Here is a 24,201-nt window from a genome sequence, read left to right as displayed (position 1 = left end):
CTTCCGCCCGAAAACTGCCGGACGGAAGCGCTCAATGCTCCGCCTCGCCTTCATGGGCCACGGTGAACAGGAAATCCGGCGCCAGTTCCCGTTCGTGCAGGTCTGCCGGAATCACCCCCGGTCCGGCATTGAACACCGCCGAGCCGAAATGCGCCTGCAGCCGGCAAAGCCGCTGCATCCGGTCGCCGGTCAGCTCGTCGTAGAACCGCCGATGGTGGTCCATCCCGCGCAGTTCGGAAATCTTCGCCCGGTGGCAGGCGACCGAGAACCCATGCGCCGCCGCAATCTCGGGGTCGGCCAGCAGGCGGTCGTATTCGACCTTCATCCGCGGGATCATCCGCTGGATGGAACGGTCGAGCCCGACATTGTGGTTCATCCGGAACCAGTAGTTCAGCCCCTGATCGCGGTCGACATGGTTCACCCGGCCGCGGTCGCGCTTGACCAGAAAGCTTTCGGCCGACCGCACCGCATAGTGGTTCAGCTGCACCCAGTCGTAGCCATAGGTTTCCAGCGTCGAGCGCCAGCCGTTGCGGAACATCTCGGTCGGCATCGGCTTGCCCGACCCGTTCAGCCAGCGCACCTGATTCCACAGGTCGGGACGCAGCCCCTTGGGGCGGTGGACGCCCAGCTTCTTGTAGATGTCGATGTTGCGGAACAGCGTCTTGAAGCCCCAGGCCTGATGCGGCTTGCGGATCACTTCCGGCGCGCAGCGGGCGAACTGGTCCAGCAGGAAGCGGTCGCGATACGCCTGCACCTCGGCATTGCCGAACAGCCGCCAGGTCAGGCTGATCATGTTGGCCTCGCCCATCGCGTCGTAGAGCGCGGGCAGGGTGCCGTCACCGATCCTGATGTTGATGAATTCATCGACATCCATGCAGATGCCCCAGCCGCAATTCTGCATCACCGGCTCGGCTTCGGCCGCCTGCAGGGCCGCGTGCTGCGGCTTGAGGTCCGTGGTGCGGAACGGATTCTCGCGGTGCTGCACCAGCCCCTTGCGCTGCAGGAGGTCAAGCATCGTGTCGGTGCCGTCGGTGCAGTCGTTGGTGTAGATCAGGAAATCCTGCACCCCGATCATGCGGTGATAGGCCAGCCATTCCAGAATGAACGGCCCCTCGTTCTTCATCGTGGTGACGATGGCGGTGCGCCCGGCATCCACCGCCGCGCGGGGGGCGGGCTTCGGCGCCGATACCGGCGCGCGGATCGGCTTGTGGCCGAACGCGCCTTCGGCCAGCGCCAGCAGGGCGGCATCCTCGATCAGCGCGGTCTTGGGCACCAGTTCCGAGGCCGACCGGCCCGGCACCTTGATCGACATGGCGCGCAGGAAGGGCACCGTCACCCCGGCATCGGGCTTGGCAAAGGCCACCCGCGCCGCCCGCCAGGTGTTTTCCAGCCCCGCCTTTTGCGGCGCCACACCCCAGCGCGCCATGCCGCGCCGGGCGTCGAACGGGCGGCAGATGTGGTCACCGAACCTCGCCTGCTGCCCCGCGCGCACCCGCCACGGGTAGATGCGCCGCCCGATCATCAGCACCACGCCATGCTTGGCCTGCACGCAAAGGTCAAAGGCCGTCGGCGCCCCGGCGAGGCGCGGCGCGAGGATGTCGCATGGGTCGAGCGTCAGCACAGCCCGCGCCTCGGCAAGGAAGCGCCACTTCGCCACCTCGTGGATCAGCCCCTCGCCCAGTGCCGAGCGCCACGGGTCGGGGTCGGGCGGGGTCATGCGGTCCTTGCCGGGGGCGTCGGGGGCAAGGAACGGGTGGCTTTCCGGCCCGAGGTCGGGCTTGCCCAGCGGCTGCGGGCAGTCGAGCAGCACCACGCTCAGGTCAAACCCCGCAAGCGCCGCCTCCAGTTCCGCCGCAAAACCGGCCGGGTCGTCACCCGGCACCCGGTTGACGATCAGCACCCCTTGCAGCCCATGGTGCCGCGCCTGATGGGCCAGCCCTTCGGCCACCTGCGCCGCCGTCTCCTCCAGCCGGAAGGACAGGATGCAGTTCAGCCCGGCCAGAAACCCGGTTTCCGCGGGGGCAGGCTGCGCCGTGATGCGCCCGCCATCCGTCAGCGCCAGCACGGCAGAGCCGCCGCGCGCCACCACCATCGTGCTGTCGGAAATGTCGCGCAGTTCCTCGGGCAGGCAGCAGCCCGGCGCGCCATCGGGCAGAAAGGCTTCGGGCTTCGTGCCGTGGCCGAAGAACAGCCGCAGCCGACCGGAGGGTTCCGCCACCGCATCCAGCAGGCGCGTCACGCCCCCCGCGTGGATGTCCTGCATCCACAGTCGGCGGTGCAAGACCTGCACCCCGCCCGCCCGTCGCCCGGAACCGTCCCTGTCCATGCCTGCCGAACCCATCGCCTTGCCCGTCCGGGCGGTCTTGCCGCCGCCCCGTGCGTCCCTGCTAGCATATCGCCGCCCGCCTGAGAACCGCCCCACTTTACCCATTGCATCCGCCCCGAAAGCCCCGCCACTCTGCCGCACAGGGGGCCGGGTCGTGCCCCGGGGACGTGACATGAGCCAAGACTACCAGATCGGCGCCCTGTGGATCGGCGGGTCGCTGAGTTTCCTTGAACAGTTGTGCCTGAAATCCTTCGTCGATGCCGGGCAGCAGGTGACGCTGTTCACCTATGAAGGGGTGACGAATGCTCCCGACGGCGTGGCGCTGGAAGATGCCGCCGCCATCCTGCCGCAGACCGGCTTTCTGCGGCATGAACGCACCGGCAGCCCGGCGCTGCATTCCGACGTGTTCCGCTATCACCTGCTGGCAAAGCGCGACCGCATGATCTGGGCCGACACCGACGCCTATTGCGTGAAACCCTTCACCACGCCGACCGGCCATTTCCACGCGTGGGAATCGGAGACCGGCATCAACGGCGGCGTGCTGGGCCTGCCGCAGGACAGCGCGACGCTGGCGGCGCTGCTGGCGTTCACCCGCGACGAATTCGCCGTGCCCGACTGGTATGACGAGGACTACTGCGCGAAACTGCGCGCGCTGCGCGATGCGGGCACGCCGCTGCATGTCTCGGAACAGCCGTGGGGGGTGTGGGGGCCGCACGCGCTGACCCATTTCCTGAAACAGACCGGCGAGGTGCGCCACACCCTGCCGCGCGCCGCGCTCTACCCCTTTGCCTACGAGGACCGCCGCCTGATGCTGCGCCCCGGCGTCGAGGTCTCGGATTATGTGACGGACGAGACCTTCTCGATCCATTTCTACGGCCGGCGGATGCGGGCGCGCATCGTTTCCAAGGACGGCGGCATCCCGCGCCCGCGCAGCCTGATCGGGCAGTTGCTGCGCAAGCACGGCATCGACCCCACTGCCGCCCCGATCCCGGTCAAGCCAGGTGCGGCGGAAGACGACGATGACTGACGCACGTCCTTGGCAAGCCCCGGGTTTCTTGTCAGAGTGACGCCAATCCGACGAAGTGCGGGGGTCGGCGCAGTCCGGCGGGCAGGGCGGAAGGGCACGCAGATGGCAAGACCGGCGGATATCGGCACGCTCGCACCGGGGGGCGCGCTGACGTGGCTCGACCAGTTGTGCCTCGCCTCGTTCCGCGATGCCGGTCACGGGGTCACGCTGTTCCACTTCGGCCCGGCGCCCGCAGGCACACCGCCCGGCATCACGCTGCGCGAGGCGACCCAAGTTGCCCCCGAGGGCACTGCCCCCGACCGCTTCCGCCTGCTCATGCTGCGGGCCTGCCCCGGCATGATCTGGGCCGAGCCGGATACGCTGGCGCTTGGCCCGGTGGCGGCGCGCGACGGCTGGCTGATCGGGTCCGACGGGGCAGGCGGCGTCAGCACGGCGCTGCTGGCCATGCCCGCCCGCAGCCGGATGCTGACCGCGCTGCTGGCCGACCCGCTGCCCTCGCTCCTCCACGCGCTGCACGCCCATGACCAGCAGGCCCGGCTGCTGCCCGCCGCCGCGCTGGCCCCGCTGGCGGGCAGCGACCGGCGCAAGCTGCAACGCGGGGCGGCGCATGTGGCGGCCCTGCTGCCGCCCGGGGCGCGCGCCCTGCGGCTCTGGCCCGCGACGCGGCGCGACCTTGCGCTGAAACACGCGGGTCTGCCGCCTGCGGGCAGCTTTCTGGCCGAACAGGCCGCTGCCCACGGCATCGACCCCGCCGCCGCCCCCATCGCGCCCGAGACCGCGCCCGACCGCGACGCCGCCCTGATCGACGCCATCGACCTGCCCGATGTCGCGAGCTTTGCCGACATCGCAGGCACCGCCCCCGCCCTGGCGCTGGCCGCCTGGTCGCGGTGGGACTGCACCATCGCCCTGATCGACCTCGACCCGCGCGGCGCGTTTCCCGCCAGCGCAAGCCCCGGCATCGCCGCCGCCCGCGCCCGGCTGATCGCTGACGGCGTGCCCGCCGACAAGGTGCAGGTGATCGCCAGCGCCGTCGCGCTGCACCCGTTCGACGTGATCGCCAACCTTGCGGGCTTTGGCGACGTGCACAAGGTCAAGCATCTGGAACCGCTGCTGAAAACCTGCCTGCACGCCGATACCCGCCTGCTGACCGACATCCGCAAGGGCTCGGGCGCCTTCCCCTTCCTCGCCGCTTATGGCACCGCCGAGACCCTGTCGCGCGACGGCTCCGGCGGCACCACCATCACCCGCGTCCTGCTGCGCGCCAACGCCCCCGCCGCCCCGCCAACGTCGGATGACGGCTGGAGCGCCATCGCCCGCACCCTCGCAGGCCCCGACGGCTTCTTCCGCGACAACGGCCAGCACAGCTTCCTCTACATGCCGCGCGGCGACACGCTGGTGGTGACCTTCGACAACCTCGACATCGCGATGACCAAGCGCGAGGACCGCCGCCCCTGGGGCTTCGGCTTCATCGAAAAGCAGGGCTGGTCGATGCTCGGCGTGATGGCCAACGGCTGGACCTGGTATCGCGACCCCTGGGTGTGGGACCAGTTCGACCAGCTTGCCGCCTCGGGCTTCTTCGCACGCTTCAAAAGGGTGGTGTTCTACGGCGCCTCGATGGGGGGCTACGCCGCCTGCGCCTTCGTCGCCGCCTGCCCGGGGGCCGATGTGGTGGCAATCTCGCCGCAATCCACCCTCGACCGGGCGATGGTGCCGTGGGAAACCCGCTACAAGACCGCCTGGGACCGCGACTTCACCGGCAAATACGGCGACGCGGCCGAGGTCAGCCGCGCCGCGGGCCGCGTCACCCTGCTCTACGACCCGTTCGAGCCGCTCGACAGCGGCCACGCCACCCGCTTCACCGGCCCCAACGTGCTGAAACTGCGCGCCTCGCTGATGGGCCACCGGCTCGGCTCCAGCCTGCAGCAGATGGGCATCCTCGCTCCGATCACCCTCGGCGCGCTGAACGGCACCCTGACCGAAAGCGCCTTCTACCGCGCACTTCGCGCCCGCAAGACCTTCCCCCGCTACCAGCGCGAGCTTTTCAAGCGCGCGCTCGACCGGGGCCGCCCCGACCTTGCCCGCCGCCTTGGCCGCTGGGTGCTGACGCGCGGCGACAACCGCTTCATCCGGCAGGGGATGGCGGCGCTCTGACCCCCTTCTTAGGTCGCAGACGAACCCATGCCGCCTTGACCGCCAGGGCCCGCCCCGCCAGCATGGCCCAACCCCAGGGAGCCGCCCCGTGATCGCCAAGCCTGACTCCATCGACGCCGTGGCGGCAATGCTCGCCGCCCAGAACTACGTCGCCTCGCGCGCTCTGGCCACCGTGGTGTTCCTGTCGCTGCGCCTCGGCCGTCCGCTGTTCCTCGAAGGCGAGGCCGGCGTCGGCAAGACCGAGATCGCCAAGGCCATCGCGGCAGGCCTCGGCCGCCGCCTGATCCGGCTGCAATGCTACGAAGGGCTCGACGCCTCCTCCGCCGTCTACGAATGGAACTTCGCCGCCCAGATGATCGCGATCCGCGCCGCCGAGGCCGGGGGCGGCGCCGACCGCGACAGCCTCAAGACCGAGCTTTTCACCGAAGACTACCTGATCGAACGCCCGCTGCTGCAGGCGATGCGCCCGCAACCCGGCGGCGCCCCCGTGCTGCTGATCGACGAGCTTGACCGCACCGACGAGCCGTTCGAGGCGTTCCTGCTCGAAGCCCTGTCCGATTTCCAGGTCACCATCCCCGAGCTTGGCACCATCCGCGCCCCCGAAACCCCGATCGTGATCCTGACCTCCAACCGCACCCGCGAGGTGCATGACGCCCTGAAGCGCCGCTGCCTCTACCACTGGGTCGACTACCCGACCCACGAGCGCGAAATGCAGATACTGCGCGCCCGCGCCCCCGAAGCCTCCGAAGCCCTGTCGCGCGAGGTCGTGGCCTTCGTGCAGCGGCTGCGCACCGAAGACCTGTTCAAGAAGCCCGGCGTCGCCGAAACCATCGACTGGGCGAAATGCCTGCTGGCGCTTGACGTGATCCAGCTTTCCCCCGAAGTCATCGCCGACACGCTGGGCGCCATCCTGAAATACCAGGACGACATCCAGAAACTGCAAGGCTCCGAAGCCAAACGCCTGCTCGACGAGGTCCGCCGCAGCCTCGCCCCCGCCTGACCCCCACTTCCTGCCCCCTTCTTCTGTTCGCAAATATCCCCGGGGGGGCCGGGGGGCAGGCAGCCCCCCCGGTCTTTCCGCAATCCCCCAGCCGGTCCCCATGCCCGAATACCCCGACATCGCCCTGCCCGAGAACGGCAAGCTCGCCCACAACATCGCCTGGTTCGCCCGGGCGCTGCGCAAGGCCGGGCTGCCGATCGGGCCGGGGCGGGTGATCGACGCGGTCACGGCGGTGCAGGCGGCGGGCTTCACCCGGCGGGTCGATTTCTACTGGACGCTGCACGCCTGTTTTGTCAGCCGCCCCGAACACCGCGCGGTGTTCCAGCAGATATTCCGGCTCTACTGGCGCGACCCGCGCTACCTTGAACACATGATGTCGATGATGCTGCCCGCGATCCGCGGCGTGCAGGAGGAACGCGCGGCCCAGGCCGCCGAAAAGCGCGCGGCCGAGGCGCTGCTCGACGGTGCCGACCGCGAGGCGCCGCAGGACGCGCCCCAGGACGACGGCGAGACGAAGATCGAAATCGACGCCTCCCGCACCATGTCGCGCGACGAACGCCTGCGCACCCTCGACTTCGAGCAGATGTCCACCGCCGAGGTGGCCGAGGCCAAGCGGATGCTGGCCCGCCTGTCGCTGCCGGTGAAGCCGCTGACCTCGCGGCGGACCTTTGCCGACCCGTCGGGCGCGCGTGCCGATGCCCGCCGCACCCTGCGCACGGCGGTTCGCCAGGGCGGCGAGATCACCCGCATCGCGCGCAAGTCACCGGCGATTCGCTGGCCGAACCTTGTCGTGCTCTGCGACATCTCGGGGTCGATGTCGCAGTATTCCCGCTTCGTGCTGCATTTCCTTCATGCGGTGGCCAATGCCAAGGGTCAGGGCTGGAGCCGGGTCCACGGCTTCACCTTCGGCACGCGGCTGACCAACATCACCCGCCACCTTGCGCAGCGCGATGTCGATGCCGCGCTCGCCGCCGCCGGGTCCGAGGCGCAGGACTGGTCGGGCGGCACCCGGATCGGTGCCAGCCTGCACGCCTTCAACCGCGACTGGTCGCGCCGGGTGCTGGGGCAGGGGGCAGTGGTGCTGCTGATCACCGACGGGCTGGACCGCGACGAGCCCGGCACCCTCGCGCGCGAGATGGAGCGGCTGCACCTTTCCTGCCGCCGCCTGATCTGGCTGAACCCGCTTCTGCGCTGGGAAGGCTTTGCCCCGCGCGCCAGCGGCATCCGCGCCATGCTGCCCCATGTCGACAGTTTCCGCGCCGGCCATTCGATCGCCTCGCTGGAATCCCTGGCGCTGGTGATCTCGGATCCGGGCGACCGGGGCGAAAAGACCCGTCTGCTTGGTCTTTTGCAGGAACCTTGAGGCCCCGGGCACGTTGCTTGGTTGCCGGGTTTCGCCCGGCTGTCACGGGATGTCCATCGGTTGTTATCGCATATCAGGGCGAAATGGCCTTTCGTGCCGCGACGTTGCATTCCGGACCGGCCCGGCACGGGCAGAATCGGTCCGGATGCATGGCAAGGACCACTTGAAAGGACGACCCGATGAGACGGCTTCTGACCTCCACCACGGCATTTTCGGTTGCACTGGCCGGCATGTCGCCGCTGCCCTTGCTGGCGCAGACCCCCCAGACCCTTGGCGAACAGGGGATCGTCTGCCTGACCGAAGCCGATCGGGCCTGCCCCGAAGGTGCCACCTGTTTCGTGATCCCCGAGCCGCCCTGCGACGACCCCGAGGAAATCAAGGCCGCCAGGAAGGCCGACCGCGCTGCCGGAAAGGCCGAGGCCAAGGCCGACAAGGCCGCGGACAAGGCTGCCGACAAGGCTGCCGCTGACGCTGCCGCCGCCGCCGAAGATGAGGCCAGCGAAGCGGCCCGCGCCGAAGCCAGGGCCGCCCGCAAGGCCGCAGCCGACGCCGAAGCCGCCACCGCTGCCGAGGCCAACCAGGCCGCCGCCGAGGCTGCTGCCGCAATCGAGGCCGCTGCCGCCGCCGAGGCCGCTGCCGCCGCCGAGGCCGCTGCCGCCGCCGAGGCCGCTGCTGCTGCCGACGCCGCTGCTGCTGCCGACGCCGCTGCTGCTGCCGACGCCGCTGCTGCCGCCCAGGCCGCCGCTGCTGCCGAGGCCGCCGCCGCCGCTGACGCCGCTGCCGCCCAGGCCACCCGGGATGGCGCCGACGACGCGGCCAGGGCGCAGGCCGCTGCCGCCGCCGAAGCCGCTGCCGCCGCCGAAGCCGCTGCCGCCGCCGAAGCCGCAGCCGCCGCTGCGGCCGGTGATGCAGCCGCCGCAGCTGCAGCCGAAGCGGCCGCCGCTGACGCCGCCGCCGCACAGGCCGCCGAAGCTGCCGCTGCCGATGCCGACGCCGCTGCTGCCAGACAGACCGGTGACGATGCCGCCGCCGCCAAGGCGGCGCGGGTCGCCGCCCGGGCTGCGAAGAAAGCCGCCGAGGAAGAGGCCGCAGCCGCCGCCGCCCGAGCCGACGCCCTGGCCAACCCGCCGGTCGCAGCCCCGGTCTCCGACACGGCCGCTGCCGACGCCCTGGCGCAGATCCTGTCGACCCGCGAACAGGGCGACTCTCCGGTGGCCGCCGCTGCCGCCGCCGCCTTGTCCGGCACCGCCACGGTCACCAACGTGACCGAAGCCGACAGCCGGTCGAGCAGCGAGGAATTCTCGACCACGGCCACAGGAGAAGCCCCGGTCGCAACCAGCAGCGGCAAGAAGGGCGGCCTCAGCGATCTTGAAAAGTTCGGTCTGGTGGTTCTGGGCGGTCTTGTGGTCGGTGCCATCCTGAACAACGGCAACAAGGTGGTGTCGAATTCCGGCGACCGCGTCGTGGTCGAGGATCAGGACGGCAACTATACCGTCATGCGCGACGACGACACGCTGATCCGCCAGCCTGGCTCCACCGTCAGCACGGAAAACTTCGCCGACGGTTCGACCCGCTCGATCGTCACCCGCGAAGACAATACCCGGATCGTGACGATCCGCGATGCCTCTGGCCGGGTTCTGCGCCGGTCGCACATTGATGTCGACGGCCGCGAAAGGCTGCTGCTCGACGATCTGACCCCGGTCGAGCCGGTCAACGTCGCCACCCTGCCGCGCCCGGTCGAGGTGCCCTACGTCTCGACCCGTGACGAAGGGGCCGCCCTGCGCGCTGCCCTGCGCGCGGCGGAAGAGCGCGACCTTGGCCGCAAGTTCAGCCTGCGCCAGATCCGCGAATACCGCGAGGTCCGGGCACTTGCCCCGACCGTCGATGTGGCAAACATCACCTTCCGCACCGGATCGGCGGCGATCGATTCCACCGAGGCGGAAAAGCTTGCCCGTCTGGGTGGCCTGATGGCCGACCTGATCAAGACCAACCCCTCCGAGATGTTCCTGATCGAAGGCCATACCGACGCGGTCGGCTCTGCCGCCTCGAACCTTGCGCTGTCCGACCGGCGTGCGGAATCGGTGGCGCTGGCGCTGACCGAATATTTCCGGGTGCCGCCGGAAAACATGGTGGTGCAGGGCTACGGCGAATCGGAACTGCGTATCCCGACGCAGGTCGGCGAACCGCTGAACCGCCGTGCGGCGGTGCGGCTGATCTCGCCGCTGCTGCAGCGGCTTGCCTCGAACTGACGCCGCCGCCCGTTGCGGAAGTCGCGCCGCCAGGGCGCGACACTCCGGCCGGATGACCAACCAGCGCCGCGGGAGACTGCTTCCGCGGCGTTCCCATGTCCGGCTGTCCGACCATTCGACAGTGGCGCGCGGCACGGGCACCCGCCATACTTCGCGCCAAACGGGGGGAAGCGATGATACACGCAGATCATGACAGCATGGCCGAAGTCGCGCTTGCCTGGGCGCGCGAGGGCCGCGGGGTGGCGCTGGCCACCGTGGTGGAAACCTGGGGCTCCGCCCCACGCCCCGCCGGCAGCCAACTGGTGATCTCGGCGGCGGGCGAGATCATGGGGTCGGTCTCGGGCGGCTGCGTCGAGGGCGCGGTGGTGACCGAGGCGGTGGACGCCATCGCCGACGGCAAGCCGCGGCTGCTGACTTTCGGGGTCAGTGACGATCAGACGTTTGCGGTCGGGCTGGCCTGTGGCGGCACAATACGGGTGCTGGTGACGCCGGTCGGCAAAGTGCTGCCGGTGGCGATGCTGGCCGATCTGGTGCAAGCCCGCGCCGCCCGCCGCGCCGTGGCGTTGCTGGTGCATCCCGAAACCGGCGAGCACCGGCTAAGTGACGGCCCTGGCGACCCGCTGGCCGAAGCCATCGCCACCCGCCTGCGCGCCGACCGTTCGGGGATGGACGAATCCGGCTGGTTCATCGGCATCCACAACCCGCCGCTGCGGATGATCGTGGTCGGCGCGGTGCATATCGCGCAGCCGCTGCTCGGCATGGCGCGGGCCTGCGGCTACGACCCGGTGCTGATCGACCCGCGCGAGGCCTTCGGGGCCGCCGCCCGCTTTCCCGGCGAAACCATCCTGCACGACTGGCCCGACGAGGCGGTGGCGGCCCTCGCCCCCGATGCCCGCACGGCGGTGATCACGCTGACGCATGACCCCAAGCTCGACGACCCGGCGATTCGCGGCACGCTGGCCTCGCCCGCCTTCTACCTTGGCTGCCTCGGTTCGCCCCGCACCCATGCCAGGCGGCTGGACCGGCTGCGCGCGGAGGGTGTGGCGGAAGACCAGATTGCCCGCATCCATGCGCCGGTCGGCCTCGACATCGGCGCGAAATCGCCCGCCGAGATCGCGGTGTCGATCATGGCGCAGGTGACCCAGACCCTGCGGCGCGGCTGATGGAGTTCGGCGCGGTGCCCACGGCACGGGCGTCGGGTGCTCTGCTGGCGCATTCGGTGGCCTTGCCCGACGGGCGGCTGCGCAAGGGGCTGGTGCTGCAGGCGCCCGACATCGCCCGCCTGCTGGCTGCGGGCGTGGCCGAGGTGACGGTGGCCCGCCCCGGCCCGCTCGATCTGGCAGAGGACGCCGCCGCCGACCGCCTTGCCGCAGCCCTTGTGCCCGACCCCGCAGCGGCCGGCCTGACGCTCAGCCCCGCCAGCACCGGCCGCGTCAACCTCAAGGCCGCCGGTATCGGCATCGTGCAGATCGACACGGCGGCGATTCACGCCCTGAACCGACTAGACCCCGCGATCACGCTGGCCACCCTGCCGCCCTTTGCCCGGGTGGCGCCGGGGCAGATGGTCGGCACCGTCAAGATCATCGCCTACGCCGTGCCGGGGGCGGCGCTGTCGCAAGCGGAGGCTCTTGCCCATGCCGCCCTGCGCATCCTTCCGGTGACGCTCGGCTCGGCCGGCCTCTTGCTGACCGAGGTGCCTGGGCAGGATGACAAGCTGACCCGCAAGGGTCGCCGCGCGGTCGAGGGTCGGCTGCGTGCGCTCGGCATGGAACTGGCGGGCGTCGAGGTCACCGCGCATGACACGCAGGCGATGGCTGCGGCCCTGACGCGCCTGCCGGGGGCGATGCTGCTGATCCTGACCGGCTCTGCCACATCCGACCTGCACGATACCGGCCCGCAGGCGCTGCGCGCGGCGGGGGGCAGCGTGGCGCGGTTCGGGATGCCGGTCGATCCGGGCAACCTGCTGTTTCATGGCCGGCTGGGGCAGCGCCCGGTGATCGGCCTGCCCGGCTGCGCCCGCTCGCCCGCGCTGAACGGCGCGGACTGGGTGCTGGACCGCCTTGCCTGCGGCCTGACCGTCAACGATGACGACATCGCCGAAATGGGCGTTGGCGGGTTGCTGAAGGAAACGCCAGTCAGGGGCCGACCCCGGGACCACGCCGAATAGAAGGTCGCAGCGCCCGAATGCGTTCCGGCTTCTTCTTGGTGAAAATACCCCACGGGGCGACGCGCGCCCGGAAAAAACTTCCAGTGGAAGGTTTTAGGCAAAGAAAGCCCGGCCAGTGGCCGGGCTGGGGGGTGTGAACCCCCCGGTGTCTGCCGTATTCGCGCCGGTTACAGAAGACCGATCACTTCGGCCCGATCATCATCACCATCTGGCGGCCTTCCAGCCGGGGGAACGATTCCACCTTTCCGGCCTCGGCGGCCGTCACGTCGGCGGCGACCCGGTTCAGCAGTTCCAGCCCCAGATCCTGGTGCGCCATCTCGCGGCCCCGGAAGCGCAGGGTGACCTTCACCTTGTCGCCCTCTTCCAGGAACTTCAGCACCGAGCGCATCTTCACGTCGTAGTCATGCGTGTCGGTGCCGGGGCGGAACTTGATTTCCTTGATCTCGATGATGTGCTGCTTCTTGCGGGCCTCGGCCTCGCGCTTCTGCTGCTCGTACTTGAACTTGCCGAAATCCATGATCTTGCAGACCGGCGGTTCGGCGTTCGGCGAAATCTCGACCAGATCAAGGCCGGCCTCCTCGGCCAGTTGCATCGCCCGTGCCGGCGTCACGATACCGACGTTCTCCCCATCGGCGCCGATCAGGCGAATCTCGGGGTTGCGGATGCGGTCGTTGATGCGGGGGCCCGTGTCGCGTTGCGGCGGGGCGTTGTGGGGTCTGCGGGCTATGGTGTCGTTCCTTGTTTTATGGCGGTCGTGGCAAAATAGACCTCTGGCCGGGGTGATTCAACCCGGATTCCGCGCCGATTTCCGGCTTCTGCGGCACGGGCCGGTTCCGCCGGTCGGCAAATAGTCGCAACACCGCCAGATGCCTGCGCCTTTTCAAGGCAGCCCGTTTCTGTCATGCCGGATGCGACCGAGGGTTGAACCGGTCAAAGGAGGTCTGAAATGAACAAGAGCGTGATCATCGGGGCAGTCGTCATCGTGGCGGCCGCGGCTGGATACTACCAGTTCAGCTATGTCCCTGCCCAGAAAGCCGCCGAAGAGGCCGCAGCCGCCGAAGTACGTGCCGCCGAGGAGGCCGCAGCCGCGACCAAAGCCGCCGAAGAGGCTGCCGCCGCCTCGGTCAGGGCTGCCGAGGAAGCGGCCGCGGCAGCAGCCGCCGCGGTCGAGAATGCCGGCGATGCCGCAGTCGCCGCTACCGAGGATGCGGCAGCCGCGGTCGCGTCCGATGCCGAGGCCGCCGCAAGGGCGCTGGCCGACGACGCCGAAGCCGCCGCCGCGGCCCTCGTTGCGGCGGGCGACGACATGCCGCCGGCCGAACGGCTGACGGTGGAAAACTTCGACGCCGCGAAAATCAGCGCCCTGATCGACGCCTCGGCGCTGGATGAAGCGACCAAGACCACGCTGAAGGCCGCGGTCGATCAGGCCGCCGCGAATCCGACCATGATCGAGCCGACGCTGGATCAGGTGAAGGCCGCGCTGGGAATGTGACCGCGCGGGCCGGAAAAGGAAAACGCCGCGCGGGGGGCCGCGCGGCGCGTCAAGGAAACAGGTGTTCCGCGCAGGATCAGATGCCTTCGCCGACGAAGGCCTTCTCCACCACATACTCCATCGGCTCGGAATTGGCACCCTCGCGCAGGCCGAACTTCTCCAGCACCGCCTTCACGTCGTGGTTGAACTCAAGGCTGCCGCAGACCATCGCCCGGTCATTCTCGGGGTCCATCGGCGGCAGGTCGAGATCGGCGAACACCTTGCCCGAGGTCAGGTTGTCGGTGATCCGCCCCATCAGCGCCGAAGGCTCGCGCGTCGTGGTCGGGTAATACAGCAGCTTGCCCTCGACCATCTCGCCGATCAGCTCGTCATCCTTCAGGCTTTCCACCAGTTGGCGGCCGTATTCCAGTTCGGCCACCTCGCGGCAGGTGTGCATCATGATGACCTGATCGTATTTCTCGTAGGTCTCGGGGTCGCGCATCAGGCTGGCGAAGGGGGCAAGCCCGGTGCCGGTGGCGAGGAACCAGATGCGGCGGCCGGGCAGCAGCGCGTCATGCACCAGCGTGCCGACCGGCTTGGGGCGCAGGATGATCTGGTCGCCCGGCACGATGTGCTGCAGTTTCGAGGTCAGCGGCCCGTCGGGCACCTTGATCGAATAGAACTCAAGCTCCTCGTCCCACGAAGGCGAGGCGATGGAATAGGCGCGCAGCAGCGGCTTGCCGCGTTCGTCCAGCAACCCGATCATCACGAATTCACCCGAGCGGAAGCGCAAGGAACGCGGGCGCGTCACGCGGAACGAAAACAGACGGTCGGTCCAGTGCTGCACGAAGGTCACGGTTTGCGCATCGGGCAGGATCTTCACGGGTGTGGCGTCGGTCACGGGGGTCATCTCGGTCATGGTTTCGGACTCCTGAACATGTGTCACGCTTACGTCACAAGTGGCAACGGGAAAACCCCGTTTTCACCCGCGCAGCCGCGACTGATAGTCATGCGACCGCCAGTCAGAGCGGAAAAGCCACTGCTCCGCGGGTTGGCGTTCGGCCAGGTCGTCGGGAATCTCGACCTCGTCGAATCCCACCCGGCGGGCCATGGCATACTGATCCGCCAGCAGCGGCCCGGCGGCGCGCAACCGCCCGGTGTAGCCCAGTTCACGCAGCCGCCGCCCCACGGTGAAGCCGCGCCCGTCACCGAAGGACGGGAAGGTGACGCGGATCAGCGCCAGCCCGCCGAACCGCCCGGCAAGCCCCGCGGGGTCGTCGGTATGGGCAAGCTCCACCGCATCCTGGCCCGCAAGGGCGGCCAGCGGCACGATCTCGGACGCCCAGTCATCGGGCGCGAAGCCCTGGTCGGTGACGATCACGCTCATGCGGCGTTCTCCGTGTTCGGCAGGGGGGAGCGCACTGCGCGCCCGTTGATGAAATGGATGCCGCATTCGGTTTTTGCGCTGTTGCGCCAACGGCCTGCACGCGGGTCTTCACCTGCCGCGACCGGGCTGGTGCAGGGGGCGCAGCCGATGCTGGGGTAGCCCCTGGCCACCAGCGGGTGACGCGGCAGACGGTTGTTGACCATGTATTCCTCAAGATCCTCGCGGCCCCAGTGGGCCAGCGGGTTGACCTTGATGCGCCGTTCGCCGTCGGCCTCGAAGAAGTCGATGCTTTGCCGGGTCTGGCCCTGATACCGCTTGCGCCCGGTGATCCAGGCGTCGAACCCAGACAGCGCACGTTCCAATGGTTCGGTCTTGCGCACGGCACAGCAGGCGTCGGTGTTGAACTGGTGCAGCGTGTCGTCGGGGTCTTCCAGTGCCAGCCGCGCCGGGGCGGCATGGATGGTGCGGATGTCGGAAAGCTGTAGCTTTTCCGCCAGTTCTGCCTGATAGCTCAGGGTTTCCGGGAACAGCATGTGCGTGTCGATGAACAGCACTGGCGTGGCGCGGTCGATCACCGACAGCAGGTGCAGCAGCACCACCGATTCCGCGCCGAAACTGGATACCAGCGCGATGCGGCCAACCTGCGGGTCGTGCAGCGCATGTTCCAGCACCGCCGTCGCCGCATGGTGGCGATAGCGGGCGTTCAGCCCCTCGACGCGCGCGGCCACCGGGTCCATCGCGACATCACGCGGCATTGCGGTCGGCCTGATCGTAAAGCGCGGCCTTGAACGGGGCGAGGCCGGTGCGGCGATACGTTTGCAGGAACGTCTCGGCCGGTTCCAGCCGCAGGGCGAGGTAAGCCACGATCAGCCGCTCGATGGCGGGGGTGATCTCGTCATAGGCAAAGCCGGGGCCCGCCCGTTCACCAATCACCGCGGTTTCGGTGCCGTCGCCGCCCAGCGTGATCTGGTAATTCTCGACCCCGGCGCGGTCGAGCCCCAGGATGCCGATGTGGCCGACATGGTGATGCCCGCAGGCGTTGATGCAGCCCGAGATCTTGATCTTGAGCGGCCCCACATCATGTTCGATCTGCAATTCCTTGAACCGCAACGCGATTTCCTGCGCCACGGGGATAGAGCGCGCCGTGGCCAGCGCGCAGTAGTCCATGCCGGGGCACACGATCATGTCCGACAGCAGCCCGACATTGGCCGTACCGAGCCCGCCCTTCAGCAGCGCGGCGTGCAGCACGGGAAGGTCGCCCTTGTGGACATGCGGCAGGATCACGTTCTGCTCGTGGCTGATGCGGATTTCCGAATGGCCGTAGCGTTCGGCCAGATCGGCGATCAGGCGCATCTGGTCGGACGAGGCATCGCCCGGCGTTTCGCCATGCGCCTTAAGGCTGATGGTGACGATGGCATATTGCGCGTTGCGATGCTCGGCCAGATTGGTGTCGGCCCAGGCGCGGAAGGCCGGGTCGATCAGGCGTGCCGCGTCGAAATCCGCCACCGGGGCGTTGCGGAAGGCGGGCGGGGCGAAGGCCGCCTCGATCTCGGCCAGCAGCGTCTGGTCGTTCCCGCCGAATTGCGGCCGGATCTCGGCAAAGCGGTCCTCGATCATCCGGGTGATCTCGGCGACGCCGGTTTCATGCACGGTGATCTTGATGCGTGCCTTGTACTTGTTGTCGCGCCGCCCCAGCGTGTTGTAGACGCTGAGGATCGCCTCGACGTAGGGCAGCAGGTCGGCCTTGGGCAGGAAGTCGCGGACCACATGGCCGATCATCGGGGTGCGCCCCAGGCCGCCGCCCACGATGACCTCGAAGCCCGGCGCCCCATCGCGGCGCACCATGCGCAGCCCGATGTCATGCGCCCGCGTCACCGCGCGGTCATTCGGGCTGCCGGTGATGGCGATCTTGAACTTGCGCGGCAGGAACTGGAACTCGGGGTGGTCGGTCGACCATTGCCGCAAAAGCTCGGCCACCGGGCGCGGGTCTTCGATCTCATCGGCGGCTGCACCGGCGAAATGGTCGGCCGTCACGTTGCGCACGCAGTTGCCCGAGGTCTGGATCGCGTGCATCTCCACATCGGCCAGCGCGGAAAGGATCGCAGGCACGTCGGGCAGCTTCGGCCAGTTGAACTGGATGTTCTGCCGCGTGGTGAAGTGGCCATAGCCCTTGTCATAGACATCGGCGATCATCGCCAGCTGTCGCATCTGGCGCGGGTTGATCGTGCCGTAGGGAATCGCCACCCGCAGCATGTAGGCATGAAGTTGCAGGTAAAGCCCGTTCATCAGCCGCAGCGGGCGGAATTCATCCTCGGTCAGCGAGCCGTCGATGCGGCGCGCCACCTGCTGGCTGAACTGCGCGACGCGGGCGCGCACGAAGGCTTCGTCGAAATCGGAATAGTCATACATGATCGACCTGCTTGCCATGTGCATAGTTCGACGGACCGCGCGTGCGGAACGTTTCACGGAAATGGACGGGCTCGGGGCCGATACTGCCTGCCCGTGCATCCGCGAGATAGACGCCGACCACAAGATGCTTTTGTGCCGCACCCTTGAGCAGGCGCAACTGGGCGTGCGCCTCGTCCTCGATCAGCTCGGCCTCGTGGTGGTGGCGCGTCCAGCGGTCATCTTCGGTCAGCCAGACCACCTCGCCATCCAGCAGCAGGTTGGCGGTGACGACCTTGGGGGTAAAGGCGCGGGTCATGCGTGGGCCTCCTTGAGCTGGGGCAGGGCGGCGGCGGCCTGCCTCGGGGCGAGGCCGTAGAGCATGACGGCGGGGCCTTCAACCCCGGCGGCCACCTTTGCCAGCGTGGACAGGCGGGCGGCGTGGATGCGCTGGTCGGCGCGGCTGATGTTTTCCACCAGCGTCACGGCCGTGTCGGGCGCTGCACCATGCATCAGCAGGCGGCCCTGCAGGAAGCGGGCGGACCGCTTGCCCATGTAAATCGCCGCGACTTCGCCCGCCCGCGCCATGCCGCGCCAGTCCTGCTCGGCAAAGCCTGCCATGTCGTGGCCGGTGATGATGCGCAGGCTGGCGTTGCGGCCCCGGCAGGTCAGCGCCTGCCCGATGGCGGCGGCGGCGACGCTGGCCGCCGTCAGGCCGGGCAGCAGGGTGAAGGCGATGCCCGCGGCGGTGACGGCCTCGATTTCCTCATCGAGCCGCGCGAAGATGCCGGGGTCGCCCGCCTTCAGCCGCACCACCCGCGCGCCCGCCCTGGCCTGCGCCACCAGCGCCGCGTTGATCTCGGATTGCGGGGTGGAAGGGCCAAAGCCTTCCTTGCCTGCGTCGATGCAGAGCGCGGTGGCGGGAACCAGCGCCAGAACCTCGGGGCCCACCAGCCGGTCGTGGATCACCACATCCGCCGACTGCAGGGCGCGCAGCACCCCGAGCGTCAGATGGTCGGCAGCACCGGGGCCTGCGCCTGCGAAGGTGACATGACCGGGGAACTGGGGCGGGTGCGGCATGGTCTGTCCTTTCGCGGCTTGGGTGGAATATAGAACATTTTCCCTGTTCTGCACCAGACGGCCTTGCCGATAAGAACATTTGTTCGGATACTGGCGCCTGACGGAACGGAGTTCCGAAAAGCGGGGGGTGGGGCGAATGGCGGTCCGTCTGGACGAGATCGACAGGAAAATCCTTGTCGAGTTGCAGGAGGATGCGGCGCAGTCGCTGGACGAGATCGCGCGGAAGGTCGGGTCGTCGAAGACCCCGGTCTGGACGCGAATCCGCCGGATGCGCGACGAAGGCGTGATCCTGCGCCAGACGGTGATCCTCGACCCCGAGGCGCTGGGGCTGGAGGCGTGCTTCTTCGTGCTGATCCGCACCTCGGAGCACGAGGCCGACTGGCAGCGCCGCTTCCTGACCGCGCTGCGCGCCCGCCCCGAAGTGCTGGAGGCGCACCGGCTGGCGGGCGACATCGACTATATCCTGAAGGTGCGGGTCGCCAATGCGCGGGCCTACGACACCTTCTATCAGGCGCTGATCTCCGAGGTGCGGATTTTCAACGTGACGGCGCTGTTGTCGATGCAGGAGATCAAGTCGACGACGGTGCTGCCGGTGTAGGAAGAAGCGGGGCTCTGCCCCGCACCCCGGGATATTTGGGCCAAGATGAAACGGAAGCTGGTCAGGGGGTGACGAGCAGGCGTTGCAGGCCGTGGAAGTGGTAGACATCGGCGTAGGCCGGCGGTTCGGCGAGGCGCAGGCCGGGCAGGCGGGCGAACAGGATCGGCAGGGCGATCTGGAGTTCCAGCCGGGCCAGCGGGGCGCCGACGCAGAAATGCAGGCCCGCGCCGAAGGAGAGGTTGGTCTTGGCCGGGCGGCGCGGGTTGAAGCGGGCCGGGGCGTCCCAGAGCGCCGGGTCGCGGTTGGCGGCGGCGAGCAGCAGGCCGACCTCGCTGCCCCGGGCGAAGCTGTGGCCCATCAGGTCGATATCGTCGTAGATGTGGCGGGTAAAGAGGTGCAGCGGCGGGTCGAAGCGCAGGATCTCCTCGACGGTCGCCGCGATGGCGTCGGGGGCCAGCGCGGCGGCGGGTGTGCGGGCTTGCAGCAGGGTCTTCACGCCGTTGCCGATGGTGTGCACCGTGGCCTCGTGGCCCGCGTTCAGCAGCAGGATGCAGGTGCTGATCAGCTCGTCGGTGGTCAGGTGCCGGCCCTCGGATTCGGCGCCGATCAGGTGGCTGATCAGGTCGTCGGCGGGGGTGGCGCGGCGGGCTTCGACATGGGCGCGCAGGAAGGCGGCGAAATCGGTGGCTGCGGCGGCGGCGCGGACTTCGGTGGCGCGGCTGCGGCCGGCCATGTACATCCCGACCATCGCGTTCGACCAGCGCAACAGGTCGTCGGATCGGGATTCCGGCACGCCCAGCAGGCGGGCGATGACGATCACCGGCAGGCGCTGGCCGAAGGCGGCCAGCAGGTCGAACCGGCCCGGCGGGAAGGCGTCGATCAGGTCATGGCAGAGCTGCGCGATCTCGGGCGCCAGCGCGGCGATGCGGCGCGAGGTGAAGGCGCGCAGCACCAGGCTGCGCAGGCGGCCGTGGCGCGGCGGCTCGAGTTCCAGCATCGAATGGGCCTCGACCGCGTAGAAGGGTTGCAGATGGTCGGGGATCGGGGCGCGCTTTTCGGGCGGCACCTCGCGACCGGCGCGGCGGTCGCGCAGCAGGGCGTTCACGGCGGCGGCAGAGGTGGTGCAGGGCAGGCCGTAGTCTTCCCAGAAGAAGAACGGCCCCGCCGCGCGGGCGCGTTCGTAGAACGGGTAGGGGTTCTGCACGAAGGCGGGGTCGGTGGGGGACTGGCGCAGGGATTGCATCGCTTCAGGCCGTCTGGCGGGCGGGCAGGCCCTGCGCCACCAGCACGCCGATGCCGACGATGGCCGCGCCGAGCGCCTGCATGTTGTTCCAGGTGCCGCCCAGCAGCACCATGAAGATCATCACGTAGAACGGGGCGGCGTTGATGTGCAGGCTGGCCAGGCCGATGCCCAGTTGCCCGACCGACAGGATCCACAGCACCTGGCTGACCGCCAGCGCGCCGATGGAACAAAGCGCCAGTGCCGCGATCTCGCGCCCGCCGATGGCGGCCCAGTCCGGGGCGGGGGCGCCCATGCCCGCGGCGACCAGCGCGGCCACGGCGGTGACCAGCGCCGCCCCGGTCAGCGTGATCGTGGTCCGCCCGATCGGGGTCAGCGCCGGAAAGGCCATGACCGTCGCCCGTGACCCCCAGGTAAAGGCCAGGACCGAGGCCAGCGCCGCCACCGCCCCCAGCCCGACCCCGACGCCGCCCACCCGTGCGCCATATGCCAGAACGCCGCCCGCGAGGCTCAGCGCCAGCCCCAGGACCAGCGACAGCCGCAGCCGCCGCCCGTCGAGCGCGCATTCCAGCGCGATGCCGACCACCGGCATGGCGGCGGTGATCACCGCCACCGTCACCGCATCGCTGAGTGCCTGCGCCAGGATAAGAAGGTAGGCCCCGAGGCCGAAGCCGATGCCGCCGACCAGCACGCCCCGCCGCCAGGGCGCGGCCCGCAGCACGGCCCACCCGTCCAGCACCAGCCACAAGGGCAGCAGCACCGCCGCAGCCAGCGCCATGCGCAGCGCGGTCAGCGGCAGCGGATGCAGCGGCCCGATCAGCAGGTCGGCGGCCGGCAGGCCCGCGGCCCAGACCAGCATCGAGGCCATGCAGATCAGGTTCGCGGTCAGCGGGCTGGTGGCAGGGCGGGTCATGACGCTCCGGGCTCGGGCCGGGGTCTGGCCCCGGACCCGAGGATTGCCCGGTTCGCGGGTGGCAGGCTGTTCCGCGCGCGACAGGTCATGCCGCAGATGTCACGCCCCGTCCTCTGGCGCCCGACATCGTGCCGCCCGTCCTCAGGCGGCAGACAGGGCGGAGACGATGGCGCCGAAGTCCGCGGCCTTCAGGCTGGCGCCCCCGACCAGCGCCCCGTCGACATTCGGGGTGGCAAAGATCTGGGCGGCATTCGACGGCTTCACCGACCCGCCGTAAAGCAGCCGCATCCCCGCCGCCTCGCCGCCGAAACGGGCGGTCAGCCGGGCGCGCAGGAAATCATGCACTTCGGCAATCTCGGCCAGCGAGGGCGTGCGCCCGGTGCCGATCGCCCAGACCGGCTCGTAAGCCACCACCAGCCCCGCCGCCGTGGCGCCATCCGGCACCGACACGGCAAGCTGGCGGCCGATCACGTCCAGCGTCTCGCCCGCGTCGCGCTGGCCTTCGGTTTCGCCGACGCAGACCACCGCCACCAGCCCCGCGGCCAGCGCGGCCCGGGCCTTGGCGCACACCTGAGCATCGGTCTCGGCGTGATCGGCGCGCCGTTCGGAATGGCCAAGAATCACATGGGTCGCCCCGGCGTCGCGCAGCATCGCGGCCGATATGTCGCCGGTATGGGCGCCCGAGGGGTTGGCGTGGCAGTCCTGCCCGCCGATCCGCAGCGCGCTGCCCGCCGCCAGATCGGCCATCCGCGCCAAGAGCGTGGCAGGGGGGCAGATCAGCATCTCGCAGCCGGGGGCGGGATGTGCCGCCAGCAGCGCCGCCACTTCCGGCAGCGATGCCGCCGTGCCGTTCATCTTCCAGTTGCCTGCTGCCAGTTTGCGCATCGCATTCTCCCCTATCCCGCGTTCCGGGCTTTCTACGCGATGCCGAGGGCGGGGGGGAAGCGCGCGATTGCCGCGCGGGCGGAAAAACCGCTCAGGCGTCCTTGAACTTGATCGATTCGCCGCAACCGCAGGATTCTGACACATTTGGGTTGTTGAACCTGAACCCGGCTTCCAGCAGCGATGTCTCATAGTCGATCTGGGTGCCGAACAGGAACATCTGCGCCATCGGCGCGATCATCACCCGCGCGCCGTCCTGTTCCACCATCTCGTCCATCGGGTTGATTTCCGACACATAATCCATGGTGTATTCCATGCCGGCGCAGCCGCCCTTCTTGACGCCGATCCGCAGGCCCTGCGAGCCCTGCTTCTGCATCAGCCGGGCGATCTGCTTCGCCGCCGAAGGGGTGATGGTGACAGCCTGCTTGCCGGGAATGCCGAACATGGGATCGTCCTTCTTGCCTTTCCGCCGATGCGGGTTGCCGCGCGGGCAGTCTCAAGCCCGCCGGGCGCGCACCCGTCGGCTCTTTACATGAAGCCAAGCTCCAGCTTGGCCTCGTCCGACATCATTTCCATCCCCCAGGGCGGTTCGAATGTCATCTCGACGTTGACCTGCTTGACGCCGGGCAGCGGTTCCACCGCATCGGCGACCCAGCCCGGCATCTCGCCCGCGACGGGGCAGCCGGGCGCGGTCAGCGTCATCACGATCCCGACTTCGTTTTCCGGCGTGATCTCGATGGTGTAGATCAGCCCCAGATCGAAGATGTTGACCGGGATTTCCGGGTCGAAAACGGATCGGCAGGCTTCGACGACCGTCTCGTAAAGCGGATGCTCGGTGGTGGACGGCTTGATGAGGGGCGTGCCCTCGATCCGGTCAGTGGCCTGGTTCATGTGACTCTCGCGCGGTTTGTTGAGAGATTATATAGGGAATAAGCGCCCGCGCGTCCAGTGGTGCCGATCGGGCGCGATCCGCCGCGACAGCCCGTCCCCGCTCACCGCTTTCGCACTCCCCTTGTCGGCCGCCAGAACCGTTCCGGGCCGCAAGAACGGCTCCGCGCTAGGGTCTTCCGGGCAGATCGGCCTTGCCCGCTTCACCTGCAAGCCGGACGGCTCCGGCGCGGGCCACACCCCTCCCGTTCTCCTTTTCCAAATATCCCCGCCGGAGGCTCCGGCCTGCGCGCCAGAGCAGCCTTGCAGGCAAGCACGCAGCGGCGGCCGCCCCGCCATCCCACACCAAAGCGGTGGCTCGCCCGTCCGGACCACTGCCTCACCCCCAGCGCAACACTCCTTGGGCAACACCCCACAAGACGGAGTCGTCGCGGAAGCCCGTGCAGCAGGCCAAAATTCTTGCTGCAAGAATTTTGCGGCCCGGGCCGACGCGCGGTCCCGCCCTGCTCAGAACGGGATTTCGTCGTCGATGTCCGACCGCCCGCCGCCTGCCGGCCCCCCGCCATAACCTGCGCCGCCGCGCGCCGCCCCGGGCTTGGCCGCGCCTGCGGCGGGGCCGCCCTCGTAATTGTCATAGCCGCCGCGATCCTCGTAGCTGCCACCGCCGGCCGCCGCCCCGCCGCCTTCGGCCCGGCCGCCCAGCAGGGTCAGTTCCCCCCGGAAGGGGCGCAGCACGATCTCGGTGGTGTATTTCTCGACCCCCGACTGGTCCTGCCATTTGCGGGTCTCAAGCTGGCCCTCGATGTAGACGGTCGAGCCCTTGCGCAGGTATTGCTCGGCGATCTTGGCCAGATTCTCGTTCAGAATCGCCACCCGGTGCCATTCGGTCTTCTCCTTGCGCTCGCCCGTCGCCTTGTCGCGCCAGGATTCCGAGGTGGCGATGTTCAGGTTCACCACCTTGCCGCCGTTCTGGAAACTGCGCACCTCGGGGTCGCGGCCGAGATTGCCCACGATGATGACCTTGTTGACCGAACCCGCCATGGGCTTCTCCCCTCATCTCTGCGTTGGTCCGGG

General features: G+C 69.2%; 23 protein-coding genes. 9 read left to right on the top strand and 14 right to left on the bottom strand.

The genetic code is table 11. The annotated features are described in order from the left end of the window. Positions 1-31 precede the first annotated feature (31 nt). A complete protein-coding gene (locus tag RNZ50_13990) occupies positions 32-2,326 on the bottom strand; it encodes a glycosyltransferase family 2 protein (protein MDT8856106.1) in 2,295 nt (764 codons plus the stop codon). 172 nt (positions 2,327-2,498) lie between these two features. Here RNZ50_13990 and RNZ50_13985 point away from each other — a divergent pair, with 172 nt between their 5' ends. The 7 genes from RNZ50_13985 (at position 2,499) to RNZ50_13955 (ending at position 12,283) form a co-directional block, all read left to right on the top strand. Further along, on the top strand, positions 2,499-3,353 hold the full coding sequence (locus RNZ50_13985) for a hypothetical protein (GenBank protein ID MDT8856105.1): 855 nt from the start codon (positions 2,499-2,501) through the stop codon (positions 3,351-3,353). Positions 3,354-3,455: 102 nt separating this feature from the next. Continuing rightward, the gene (locus RNZ50_13980) at positions 3,456-5,504 is read left to right on the top strand and encodes a hypothetical protein (GenBank protein ID MDT8856104.1); all 2,049 of its coding nucleotides are present in this window, start codon (positions 3,456-3,458) and stop codon (positions 5,502-5,504) included. Between the two features lie 91 nt (positions 5,505-5,595). Further along, positions 5,596-6,504, top strand: a complete 909-nt coding sequence (locus tag RNZ50_13975) for a MoxR family ATPase (GenBank protein MDT8856103.1) — start codon at positions 5,596-5,598, stop codon at positions 6,502-6,504. Positions 6,505-6,604: 100 nt separating this feature from the next. After that, positions 6,605-7,867, top strand: coding sequence for a VWA domain-containing protein (locus RNZ50_13970; GenBank protein ID MDT8856102.1), 1,263 nt, complete (start codon positions 6,605-6,607; stop codon positions 7,865-7,867). A 179-nt stretch (positions 7,868-8,046) separates the two neighbouring features. Next, positions 8,047-10,116 carry an OmpA family protein gene (locus tag RNZ50_13965; protein MDT8856101.1) on the top strand — a complete coding sequence of 690 codons (2,070 nt, stop codon included), beginning with the start codon at positions 8,047-8,049 and terminating at the stop codon, positions 10,114-10,116. Between the two features lie 173 nt (positions 10,117-10,289). Then, positions 10,290-11,279, top strand: coding sequence for an XdhC/CoxI family protein (locus RNZ50_13960; GenBank protein ID MDT8856100.1), 990 nt, complete (start codon positions 10,290-10,292; stop codon positions 11,277-11,279). Further along, the gene (locus RNZ50_13955) at positions 11,279-12,283 is read left to right on the top strand and encodes a molybdopterin-binding protein (protein MDT8856099.1); all 1,005 of its coding nucleotides are present in this window, start codon (positions 11,279-11,281) and stop codon (positions 12,281-12,283) included. The genes RNZ50_13960 and RNZ50_13955 overlap by 1 nt, the downstream gene beginning before the upstream one ends. A 181-nt stretch (positions 12,284-12,464) precedes the next feature. Here RNZ50_13955 and infC read toward each other — a convergent pair whose 3' ends face one another. After that, complete coding sequence (gene infC / locus RNZ50_13950; protein ID MDT8856098.1) at positions 12,465-12,923, bottom strand: translation initiation factor IF-3; 459 nt, start codon at positions 12,921-12,923, stop codon at positions 12,465-12,467. Between the two features lie 306 nt (positions 12,924-13,229). Between infC and RNZ50_13945 the strand changes: the two genes are divergently transcribed. Beyond that, positions 13,230-13,775 (top strand): hypothetical protein, encoded by a 546-nt coding sequence (locus tag RNZ50_13945; protein MDT8856097.1) that lies wholly within the window; start codon positions 13,230-13,232, stop codon positions 13,773-13,775. A 76-nt stretch (positions 13,776-13,851) separates the two neighbouring features. Here the strand turns inward: RNZ50_13945 and RNZ50_13940 are convergent, their stop codons facing one another. From RNZ50_13940 to cobA, 6 genes are all read right to left on the bottom strand, one after another. Continuing rightward, a complete protein-coding gene (locus RNZ50_13940; protein ID MDT8856096.1) occupies positions 13,852-14,673 on the bottom strand; it encodes a ferredoxin--NADP reductase in 822 nt (273 codons plus the stop codon). Between the two features lie 63 nt (positions 14,674-14,736). Continuing rightward, positions 14,737-15,141 carry a DUF934 domain-containing protein gene (locus RNZ50_13935; GenBank protein ID MDT8856095.1) on the bottom strand — a complete coding sequence of 135 codons (405 nt, stop codon included), beginning with the start codon at positions 15,139-15,141 and terminating at the stop codon, positions 14,737-14,739. Then, positions 15,138-15,896 carry a phosphoadenylyl-sulfate reductase gene (locus RNZ50_13930; protein ID MDT8856094.1) on the bottom strand — a complete coding sequence of 253 codons (759 nt, stop codon included), beginning with the start codon at positions 15,894-15,896 and terminating at the stop codon, positions 15,138-15,140. The genes RNZ50_13935 and RNZ50_13930 overlap by 4 nt, the downstream gene beginning before the upstream one ends. Next, a complete protein-coding gene (locus RNZ50_13925) occupies positions 15,886-17,550 on the bottom strand; it encodes a nitrite/sulfite reductase (protein MDT8856093.1) in 1,665 nt (554 codons plus the stop codon). Before RNZ50_13925 ends, RNZ50_13930 begins: the two co-directional genes overlap by 11 nt. Beyond that, complete coding sequence (locus RNZ50_13920; protein ID MDT8856092.1) at positions 17,543-17,845, bottom strand: DUF2849 domain-containing protein; 303 nt, start codon at positions 17,843-17,845, stop codon at positions 17,543-17,545. The genes RNZ50_13925 and RNZ50_13920 overlap by 8 nt, the downstream gene beginning before the upstream one ends. Next, positions 17,842-18,606 carry a uroporphyrinogen-III C-methyltransferase gene (gene cobA / locus RNZ50_13915; GenBank protein ID MDT8856091.1) on the bottom strand — a complete coding sequence of 255 codons (765 nt, stop codon included), beginning with the start codon at positions 18,604-18,606 and terminating at the stop codon, positions 17,842-17,844. Before cobA ends, RNZ50_13920 begins: the two co-directional genes overlap by 4 nt. A 136-nt stretch (positions 18,607-18,742) precedes the next feature. On the opposite strand from cobA, the gene RNZ50_13910 reads away from it, so the two are divergent. Further along, positions 18,743-19,204 carry an Lrp/AsnC family transcriptional regulator gene (locus RNZ50_13910; GenBank protein MDT8856090.1) on the top strand — a complete coding sequence of 154 codons (462 nt, stop codon included), beginning with the start codon at positions 18,743-18,745 and terminating at the stop codon, positions 19,202-19,204. Positions 19,205-19,265: 61 nt separating this feature from the next. Here the strand turns inward: RNZ50_13910 and RNZ50_13905 are convergent, their stop codons facing one another. From RNZ50_13905 to ssb, 6 genes are all read right to left on the bottom strand, one after another. After that, positions 19,266-20,447, bottom strand: coding sequence for a cytochrome P450 (locus RNZ50_13905; protein MDT8856089.1), 1,182 nt, complete (start codon positions 20,445-20,447; stop codon positions 19,266-19,268). Between the two features lie 4 nt (positions 20,448-20,451). Beyond that, positions 20,452-21,357, bottom strand: a complete 906-nt coding sequence (locus RNZ50_13900; GenBank protein ID MDT8856088.1) for a DMT family transporter — start codon at positions 21,355-21,357, stop codon at positions 20,452-20,454. 141 nt (positions 21,358-21,498) lie between these two features. Then, positions 21,499-22,242: a triose-phosphate isomerase gene (gene tpiA, locus RNZ50_13895; protein ID MDT8856087.1), complete on the bottom strand. Its 744-nt coding sequence runs from the start codon at positions 22,240-22,242 to the stop codon at positions 21,499-21,501. Between the two features lie 91 nt (positions 22,243-22,333). Beyond that, positions 22,334-22,684 (bottom strand): iron-sulfur cluster assembly accessory protein, encoded by a 351-nt coding sequence (locus RNZ50_13890; protein ID MDT8856086.1) that lies wholly within the window; start codon positions 22,682-22,684, stop codon positions 22,334-22,336. A gap of 83 nt (positions 22,685-22,767) precedes the next feature. Beyond that, positions 22,768-23,130 (bottom strand): SUF system Fe-S cluster assembly protein, encoded by a 363-nt coding sequence (locus RNZ50_13885; GenBank protein MDT8856085.1) that lies wholly within the window; start codon positions 23,128-23,130, stop codon positions 22,768-22,770. 504 nt (positions 23,131-23,634) lie between these two features. Next, a complete protein-coding gene (gene ssb / locus RNZ50_13880) occupies positions 23,635-24,168 on the bottom strand; it encodes a single-stranded DNA-binding protein (GenBank protein ID MDT8856084.1) in 534 nt (177 codons plus the stop codon). Between the last annotated feature and the right edge of the window lie 33 nt (positions 24,169-24,201).

The sequence above is a fragment of the Paracoccaceae bacterium Fryx2 genome, from assembly GCA_032334235.1.
Taxonomy (GTDB): domain Bacteria; phylum Pseudomonadota; class Alphaproteobacteria; order Rhodobacterales; family Rhodobacteraceae; genus JAVSGI01.
This window is presented reverse-complemented; position numbering and strand designations above follow the sequence as displayed.